Consider the following 334-nt stretch of genomic DNA (forward strand, 5'->3'; position numbering starts at 1 on the left):
GTGTCGGCATTCTGTCCGGGGCTGGTGGTGCGGCTCGACGAGAAGCTGCCCGATGCGCCGCATGGCATGGTGCTGTCCGAAGTGATCCACGAAGCCGGGCGCGACAAGTCGTATCACAACACGTTCCGGGCCATTCCTGCCGAGCGCCCCTACCGGATTCCGATGCAGGAGCACTCGTGGCCAAAAATCGTCGGCACGTTGAGCGCGCGCGTTACCACGCGTGACGACAGCGATTACGCCGAGCTGGACGAGAACGGTCGCGGCCTCGACCGAAGCCGGGGTCGAGACGCGTTACGAGCGCGATCCGATGGGCCGATTGCTCGCGCGAAAGATC

At 65.0% G+C, this 334-nt stretch carries 1 pseudogene; it reads left to right on the plus strand.

Going from position 1 to position 334, the window contains the following annotated elements:
- Positions 1 to 334, plus strand: a pseudogene (locus NCR93_RS31645) (type VI secretion system tip protein VgrG); the annotation flags it as partial.

The sequence above is a fragment of the Caballeronia sp. ATUFL_F1_KS39 genome (assembly GCF_023630985.1).
GTDB lineage: Bacteria > Pseudomonadota > Gammaproteobacteria > Burkholderiales > Burkholderiaceae > Caballeronia > Caballeronia zhejiangensis.